Source organism: Phyllobacterium sp. P5_D12, from assembly GCF_054049495.1.
Genome location: NZ_JBFUMG010000171.1, coordinates 1 through 8,680 on the forward strand (window position 1 = coordinate 1; position 8,680 = coordinate 8,680).

Consider the following 8,680-nt stretch of genomic DNA (forward strand, 5'->3'; position numbering starts at 1 on the left):
GTCGAAAGCACCATGACGACTGCCCCGAAACTCGGGAGCGACGAGTAAGCTCACGCTTTTATTCTTGTCCATTTGAGATTGAACGTCAATTCGTCATTGCTGACATTCGCGTGTCCCCCGAATTGAGCAGTAAAGGCGGTGAGTATTGTAATACCGACGCCATTTTTTGGGATGGTCACAGCACGCATTTTAATTTGATTATTACATTCATGTTTGATGGCTTCTTATTGATTTGACAATAAAATATGGTCAGGTAGGATTTTAATTGAAATGCCAATGGTTTGTGTCTGATCTCCGGCGTGCTTTATCGGCAGAGCCGGTTTAAAGGGAGATAACATGCTATGAACATGGAACTCTCGCGGCGCCAGTTTCTTGTGGCGACCGGTGCGGGTGTTGCGGGTACGGCGCTCGGCGCCTTTGGCTTCGGCGAGATCGAAGCCGCCCATGCCGAAGCGATCCGCGCTTTCAAACTCGTAAACACCACCGAAACCCGGAACACCTGCCCCTATTGCTCGGTTGCATGCGGTATCATCATGTACTCGAAGGGCGACCTGAAAAAGGGCGAAAAGGCCGAGATCGTCCACATCGAGGGCGACACCGACCACCCGACAAATCGCGGAACGCTGTGCCCGAAGGGTGCCGCCCTGCTCGACTTCGTCAAGGCCGAGACGCGCCTGAAATATCCGATGGTCCGCAAGCCGGGCTCCGACAAGTTCGAGCGTATCTCCTGGAATGACGCGCTTGATCGCATCGCCCGATTGATGAAGGATGATCGCGACGGTAATTTCGTCCAGAAGAACAATGACGGCGTGACCGTCAATCGATGGACGACGACCGGCTTCCTTGCCGCCTCCGCAACAACGAACGAAACAGCGTTTGCCACCTATAAAGTCGTGCGCAGCGCTGGAATGCTGGTATTCGATAACCAGGCACGTGTCTGACACGGCCCAACGGTGTCCAGTTTGGGCCCAACATTTGGCCGTGGTGCAATGACCAATTCCTGGACCGATATCAGGAATACGGATCTTGTCGTCATCATGGGTGGCAATGCCGCCGAAGCGCACCCTTGCGGTTTCAAATGGGTCACGGAGGCCAAGGCCAACCGTGGTGCCAAGCTTATCGTCGTCGATCCCCGCTTCACACGCTCTGCGTCGGTGGCTGATTTCTATGCGCCAATCCGTCAGGGGTCGGACATAGCCTTCCTGCTTGGTGTGATGAATTACTGCATCAAGAACCACAAGGTGCAGTGGGACTATGTGAAGGCATTTACCAATGCCGCCTTCATCGTCAAGGACGGCTTCGAATACAAGGACGGCCTGTTTACGGGTTACGACGAGACAAAGCGCGACTATGACAAGTCGACCTGGAATTATGTGGTCGGCGACGATGGTTACGCTGTGGTCGATGACACGCTGACCAATCCACGGTGCGTGTGGAACCTGTTGAAAGCGCATATCTCCATCTATACGCCCGAAATGGTCGAGCGCATCTGTGGCACACCCAAGGAGAAGTTCCTCAAGGTTGCCGAGATGATCTCGGAATGCTCAACGCCGACCAAGACCATGACGTCCATGTATGCGCTTGGCTGGACACAGCATTCAAAGGGTTCGCAGAACATCCGCTCGATGGCGATGCTACAACTCATCCTCGGCAATATTGGCGTACGTGGCGGTGGCATGAACGCGCTGCGTGGGCACTCCAATATCCAGGGGCTGACCGATGTAGGCCTGATGTCGAACCTGCTTCCGGGCTATATGACGCTGCCAAATGAAAAAGAGGTGGATTTCGACACCTACATGTCGACACGCGGCTTCAAACCACTCCGGCCCAACCAGATGAGCTACTGGCAGAACTACAGGAAGTTCTTCGTCAGTTTCCTCAAGACGATGTGGGGGGCGGCGGCGACGCCGGAAAACCATTTCGCCTATGACTGGCTGCCCAAGCTCGATGTGCCGGGTTATGATGTGCTGCGCGCCTTCGAACTCATGAATCAGGGCAAGATGACAGGATACATCTGCCAGGGGTTCAACCCTCTGCTTGCAGCGCCAAACAGAGCGAAGCTGACCGCATCACTGTCGAAGCTCAAGTTCCTGGTCACGATGGATCCGCTTGACACGGAAACATCACGGTTCTGGGAAAATCACGGCGAGTTCAACGACGTTAATTCTTCGCAAATCCAGACGGAGGTCTATCAACTGCCTTCGACCTGCTTTGCTGAAGACGAGGGCTCGCTCACCAATTCCGGGCGTTGGCTGCAGTGGCATTGGCCTGGCGGTACGGCTCCCGGTGAAGCCAAGACGGATAACTGGATCATGGCGCAGATCTATACGCGCCTGAGGGACCTTTACCGCAAGGAGGGTGGAGCGTTCCCCGATCCGATCGTCAATCTCGACTGGTCCTATGCCGATCCGGGTGAGCCGACTGCCGAAGAACTTGCCAAGGAACTGAACGGCAAAGCGCTGGCCCCATTGATGGATCCAACCGATCCTACCAAGGTAGTGGTTGAAGCCGGCAAGCTGGTGCCAAGCTTCGCCGCGTTGCGTGATGACGGCTCCACGACAAGCGGATGCTGGATTTATTCCGGCTGCTTCAACGAGAACGGCAACAACATGGCCCGGCGGGATACATCGGACCCGGATGAGACCGGCGCTTACCTGAAATGGGCGTTTTCGTGGCCCGTCAACCGCCGTATCCTCTACAATCGGGCTTCGGCGGATCTGAATGGCAAGGCCTGGGACCCAAGCCGCAAGCTGATCGAGTGGGACGGCCAGAAATGGTCAGGCTACGACGTGCCGGATATTGCGCCGACAGCCAAGCCACAGGATGTCGGTCCATTCATCATGAACGCGGAGGGCGTTTCGCGCCTCTTCGTCGTCGGGATGATGCGCGATGGACCGTTCCCGTCGCACTACGAACCGTTCGAGTCGCCAGTTACAAACCTCATCGCTCCGAAAATCCGCGGCAATCCGGTGGCGCGGGTGTTCAAGGGCGATTTCGCGCAGTTTGCCGAACCCGCTTCGCAGGAATTTCCTTATGCGGCAACGTCCTACCGTCTTACCGAACATTTCCACTACTGGACCAAGCATGTCTGGGTGAATGCCGTCCTGCAGCCGGAATTCTTCGTCGAGATATCGGAAGAACTCGCGAAGGAGAAAGGCATTGTCAAAGGCGGCTGGGTACGCGTGTGGTCCAAGCGCGGATCGATCAAGGCCAAGGCTGTCGTCACGAAGCGGATCAAACCTTTGATCTGCGACGGCAAGCCGGTTCATGTGGTGGGTATTCCGCTGCACTGGGGTTTCACGGGGGCAGCGAAGAAGGGCTTCGGTCCAAACTCGCTCACGCCTTTCGTCGGTGACGCCAATATCGAGACGCCTGAATACAAGGCGTTCCTGGTCAATATCGAGCCCATCGCCGGGCCGGTGGCATAGGAGGTTACCATGTTCCCGCCTGTCCCAAACCCGACGACCCAGCCTGTATCCCCGAAATTCGGCGATCAGGATTTGATCCGCCGGTCGGCGTCAAACGTGACGCCGCCCGCGCAACGGCAGACGGAGGTGGCAAAGCTCATCGATGTCTCCAAGTGCATCGGCTGCAAAGCCTGCCAGTCGGCCTGTATCGAGTGGAACGACACGCACCCGGAAATCGGAATCAACACCGGCGTCTACGATAACCCGCATGACCTGACGCCGGATATGTTCACGCTGATGCGGTTCACCGAGTGGGAAAACCCGGAAACGAACAATCTCGAGTGGCTCATCCGCAAGGATGGCTGCATGCATTGCGAGGATCCGGGCTGCCTCAAGGCCTGCCCGGCACCCGGCGCCATCGTGCAATATTCGAATGGCATCGTCGATTTCATCCACGAGAACTGTATTGGCTGCGGCTATTGCATCAAGGGATGCCCATTCAATATTCCGCGCATCTCACAGGTCACTCATACCGCCTACAAGTGCACGCTCTGCTCCGACCGCATTGCCGTTGGGCAGGGACCAGCCTGTGCCAAGGCATGTCCGACGCAAGCGATCGTTTTTGGTACCAAGGATGAGATGAAGGAGCACGCGGCAGGACGCATCACCGATCTGAAATCGCGCGGTTTTGCCAATGCGGGACTTTACGATCCGCCGGGCGTCGGCGGCACACACGTCATGTATGTGCTGCATCATGCGGACAAACCGGAGATTTACGCCGGTCTGCCGAACAATCCGCGCATCAGCCCGATCGTAGAGGCCTGGAAGGGTGTCACGAAATATGCCGGGCTCGCTGTGATCGGTTTTGCTGCTGCAGCTGGGTTCATGCACTATCTGGTTGCCGGTCCGAACCGGGTTTCCGAAGAGGATGAAGAGGCTGCCGAGAAGCTGACCGGAGAGGAACCTCGCCCATGAGCACGGATTATGACGTGGAGAAGGGCGATAGCGTTCATCCGGGCAAGCCCGTTACCGTCGACCGCTACACGGCGGGCGCGCGCGTCAATCACTGGATCACGGCGATTAGCCTAGTGCTCCTGGCGTTGTCCGGACTTGCCTTGTTCCATCCCCGACTCTTTTTCCTGACGGGGCTCTTTGGCGGAGGACCGTTGACGCGGGTCATTCATCCGTGGATCGGCGTTCTCCTGTTTTTCAGCTTTTTCGGTCTGTTTCTCCGCTTCTGGAAAGCCAATCTCTGGAAGCGTGAGGATGGCACCTGGCTCGCGCGCATTCGGGATGTGCTGACGGGACATGAAGAACGGCTGCCGGAGGTCGGTAAATACAATGCCGGACAGAAATTTGTCTTCTGGTCGATGTCGGCTCTGATCATCGTGCTGATTACAACGGGYCTGATAATCTGGGATCAGTATTTCTCCATGTTCACCACCATCGAGCAGAAGCGATGGGCCGTGCTCGTCCACGCGATTGCGGCTGTTTGTGCGATCAGTGTCTGGATTATCCATGTCTATGCAGCGATCTGGGTGCGCGGTACAATAAGGGCAATGACCCGTGGTTCTGTGACTGGCGGCTGGGCGTGGAGGCATCATCGCAAATGGTTACGTGAGCTGGTCGGCAAAGCATCAAAAGGTAAATCGACGCCCGCCGAATAACAGGGCGTTCAACATCGGTCCACGTGGCCCGGCGGGTTCGTGAGGGAGTTTTATGAGTCGCAAAAGCGCGGTCGTACCGGATCCAACAGCGATTGGGAATATTGCGTCACCGCCCTTTGCGCGTCTGCCCGATCCCCTTTCGCTTTTTTCTGCCAGATCGAGGCGTCTGCGCCAGTTGGCTGAAACAAGCGATCTCGCACCCTATCTGAATTTCCTTGCCGAACTTGCCCAGGCCCAAAACGATATCCAGTCGGATCTGCCCCTGCCGGAGAGCCCCGATGCGGAAACAATTGCGCGTGCACGCGAGTTCGAAATGCCGCCGCTCGACCGAAGCGTGATCGACGGCGATCCGGCGATTGGCACTCTATTCGATCGCCTGTTCGCCGCGGCTGCCACAATCGAGAAGCCCGTTGCCGCGGCCAAGGCGCTGGCTCGCGTGACAGCCGCCGATCCTGTCGAACGTCTCGTGATGGCGCAGACCGTATTCTTCAACACATTGCCCGGCGATGCGATTGCCGAGCATGTTTTCGTATGGGCAGGGCTGCAGGTATATTTCGCTCGCCTTGCGTCCGTTCTTGATGTGGCCGCGCTGGCGCCGGTCGCCGATGGCGTTTGTCCTGTCTGTGGCGCCGCCCCGATGTCGTCGATGGTCGTCGGCTGGCCCGGTTCGCACGGCGCGCGGTTTTGCTCATGTTCCCTGTGCGGCACGCTCTGGCACTATGTCCGGGTCAAATGCGTGCTTTGCGGTTCCACCAAGGGGATCGGCTATCAGGAGATCGACGGACAAGGCGGGATCGTCAAGGCCGAGACCTGCGATGAATGCCATGGCTGGTCGAAGATACTGTATCAGGACAAGGAGCCCGGAGCCGATCCCGCTGCCGATGATGTGGCGAGCCTGAGCCTCGATCTCCTGATGCGGGATGGGCCTTATCACCGCGGCGGGTTTTCTCCGCTGTTAGCCGGCTTTTAGGAGGTGAAATGGACAGCAATACCAGCTTGCGCCGTATTCCTTCAGTCGATCAGCTTCTGAAGTCTGCGTCGGCTGCTCGTATAGTCGAACGTTTTGGGCGTCCGGCCCTCACTGAAGCCTTGCGAAGTGCATTGGCGCAGACACGTGCTGACGTGCGCAATGGCCTTAACGCGCCCTCGGGGGAAACCGTCATGGCTGCCGCGCTGGCCAGCCTCGAGGCGGCTGGCCAGTCATCACTCCGGCCTCTGTTCAATCTGACGGGTACGGTACTGCACACGAATCTCGGTCGTGCATTGCTGGCGCAAACGGCAATCGAAGCTGCAACGGCGGCCATGCGCGAGGCCGTTGCTCTCGAATTCGATCTTGAGAGCGGCAAGCGCGGCGAACGCGATGATCATCTGCGTTCCCTGATCTGCGAACTCACCGGGGCTGAAGACGCGACCATCGTCAACAACAACGCGGCGGCCGTCCTTCTGGTCCTGAACAGCCTGGCGGCGGGCAGGAAAGCCATCGTCTCGCGTGGGGAGCTGATTGAAATCGGCGGGGCTTTTCGCATGCCCGATATCATGGCGCGCGCCGGTACGCGCCTTGTCGAGGTCGGTACTACGAACCGCACCCATGCCCGGGATTATCGCGATGCCATCGGTCCCGATACGGGTCTGATACTGAAAGTCCATACTTCCAACTATCGCGTCGAAGGCTTCACCAAGGAGGTGGGCGCGCGCGAACTGGCTGGCATCGCCCGCAGCAAGGACGTTCCCCTGGTCAATGACCTCGGTTCCGGCACCCTGACGGATCTCACCCGTTTCGGGCTTGCCCACGAGCCGACCGTGCGTGAAGCGATCGCTGAAGGTGCGGACATCGTGACCTTTTCCGGTGACAAGCTCCTGGGTGGTCCGCAAGCCGGGTTCATCGTCGGACGCAAGTCACTCATCGAGATGATTAACAAGAACCCCATGAAACGGGCGCTGCGTGTCGACAAAATCCGCCTTGCGGCGCTCATTGCCACATTGCAGCTCTATCGCGATCCGGACCGCCTGAGTGAGCGGCTGCCAACCATGCGGCTGCTTACCCGTTCGCAGGACGCCATCGACGCGCAGGCGCAACGATTGGCGCCGATCGTGGAGCGTGCGCTGAAGGGCGCTTTCGCCGTTGCCGTTATTGCGTGCGAAAGCCAGATCGGCTCCGGGGCTTTGCCGCTGTCCACCGTGCCGAGCGCCGGCTTGGCGCTGACGCCGATCGAGGGTAGCGGGAGCATGCTCGCTGAACTCGCAGCTGCACTCAGGCGACTTCCGATGCCGGTTATCGGCCGTATCGAGCGCGGAGCGCTGGTGCTGGACCTGCGCTGCCTTGAGGACGAGGCCGGTTTTGCGGCGAATTTTGCCGGCATCGCAAATTTTGATTCGGGCAAGAGGAGTGCAGCGGCGGGGCCGGAAATCGACGAGGTGGGCAAGCCATGATCGTCGGTACCGCAGGGCATATCGATCACGGCAAGACATCGCTCGTCAAGGTGCTAACCAACGTCGACACCGATCGGCTGAAAGAGGAAAAGGCCCGCGGTATTTCGATCGACCTCGGCTTTGCCTATATGCCCGTAGAAGGCGCAGAGATACTCGGCTTCGTCGATGTGCCGGGGCACGAGAAATTCATTCACACCATGCTTGCCGGGGCCAGCGGCATCGATTTTGCCCTGCTGGTCGTCGCCGCCGATGACGGTATCATGCCGCAAACGCGCGAACACCTCTCCATCATCGACCTCCTCGGTATCGAACGCGGTGTCGTTGCTCTTACCAAGGCCGATCTGGTGCAGGAAGAACGGCTCATCGAGGTGGAAACCGCAATACGAAACGAACTTGCCGGCACGGCGCTTTGCGATGCTCCGATCATTGCCGTTTCAACGATCTCGGGTCGTGGCATCGCGGCATTACGCGATGAAATCGTTGATGCCGCCCGGAAGTTCGCCCGCCGTCACGCAACTGGCCGCTTCCGGCTGGCGATCGATCGTTCATTCACAATCCAGGGGGCGGGCACCGTTGTAACTGGGACGGTCCTTTCGGGAACGATTACCGTCGATGATCATGTGACGGTGAGCCCCTCTGGCCTTTCCGCGCGCATCCGCTCAATCCATGCACAGAACCGGCCGAGTGAGGTTGGCCGAGCCGGTGATCGCTGTGCTCTCAATCTCGTCGGCGCAGACATCACGAAGGCAGCAATCAATCGTGGCGACGTGGTGCTTGACGCCAGCCTGCATGCGCCGACGAGCCGGATTGACGCGACGTTGCGTGTACTTGGCTCCGAACGCAAGCCGATCGGTCACTGGTTCCCGGTACGGCTGCATCATGCGTCGACCGAGGTCGGCGCTCGTATCGCTTTGCTGGCTGATGAGCCAGTAGCCCCCGGGGCACGCACCCGTGTACAACTTGTGCTCGACCGGCCGATCGCTGCAGCGGTTGGCGATCGTTATGTCATCCGAGACACGTCTGCACAGCGCACGATTGGTGGCGGCCGTTTCCTGGACTTGCGTGCGCCGGCCCGCAAACGCCGCACTCCGGAGCGAAGGGCACAGCTCGATGCGCACGAATTGATCGAGCCGGATCGGGCGCTGGAAGCCTTGCTTGCGGTGCCGCCATTTTATC

At 58.6% G+C, this 8,680-nt stretch carries 7 protein-coding genes; all 7 read left to right on the plus strand.

What is annotated here, in order from left to right; translation table 11 throughout:
• A partial coding sequence (locus ACXJ5O_RS13075) for a hypothetical protein (RefSeq protein WP_457300262.1) occupies positions 1 to 236 on the plus strand: 236 nt, incomplete at its 5' end.
• A 105-nt stretch (positions 237 to 341) separates the two neighbouring features.
• Positions 342 to 3,428 (plus strand): formate dehydrogenase-N subunit alpha, encoded by a 3,087-nt coding sequence (gene fdnG, locus ACXJ5O_RS13080; RefSeq protein ID WP_457300263.1) that lies wholly within the window; start codon positions 342 to 344, stop codon positions 3,426 to 3,428.
• Between the two features lie 9 nt (positions 3,429 to 3,437).
• Positions 3,438 to 4,382, plus strand: coding sequence for a formate dehydrogenase subunit beta (fdxH, locus tag ACXJ5O_RS13085; RefSeq protein WP_457300264.1), 945 nt, complete (start codon positions 3,438 to 3,440; stop codon positions 4,380 to 4,382).
• Positions 4,379 to 5,074 (plus strand): formate dehydrogenase subunit gamma, encoded by a 696-nt coding sequence (locus tag ACXJ5O_RS13090; RefSeq protein WP_457300265.1) that lies wholly within the window; start codon positions 4,379 to 4,381, stop codon positions 5,072 to 5,074. Before fdxH ends, ACXJ5O_RS13090 begins: the two co-directional genes overlap by 4 nt.
• Before the next feature lie 52 nt (positions 5,075 to 5,126).
• A complete protein-coding gene (gene fdhE, locus ACXJ5O_RS13095; protein ID WP_457300266.1) occupies positions 5,127 to 6,044 on the plus strand; it encodes a formate dehydrogenase accessory protein FdhE in 918 nt (305 codons plus the stop codon).
• 8 nt (positions 6,045 to 6,052) lie between these two features.
• Positions 6,053 to 7,504, plus strand: coding sequence for an L-seryl-tRNA(Sec) selenium transferase (gene selA / locus ACXJ5O_RS13100; RefSeq protein WP_457300267.1), 1,452 nt, complete (start codon positions 6,053 to 6,055; stop codon positions 7,502 to 7,504).
• The coding region (selB, locus tag ACXJ5O_RS13105; protein WP_457300268.1) for a selenocysteine-specific translation elongation factor at positions 7,501 to 8,680 on the plus strand (1,180 nt) is incomplete at its 3' end. The genes selA and selB, both read left to right, overlap by 4 nt.

Coding starts and splice junctions, on each gene's coding strand:
- fdxH (WP_457300264.1), top strand. CDS start 3,438: ATGTTCCCGCCTGTCCCAAACCCGACGACCCAGCCTGTATCCCCGAAA.
- fdhE (WP_457300266.1), top strand. CDS start 5,127: ATGAGTCGCAAAAGCGCGGTCGTACCGGATCCAACAGCGATTGGGAAT.
- selA (WP_457300267.1), top strand. CDS start 6,053: ATGGACAGCAATACCAGCTTGCGCCGTATTCCTTCAGTCGATCAGCTT.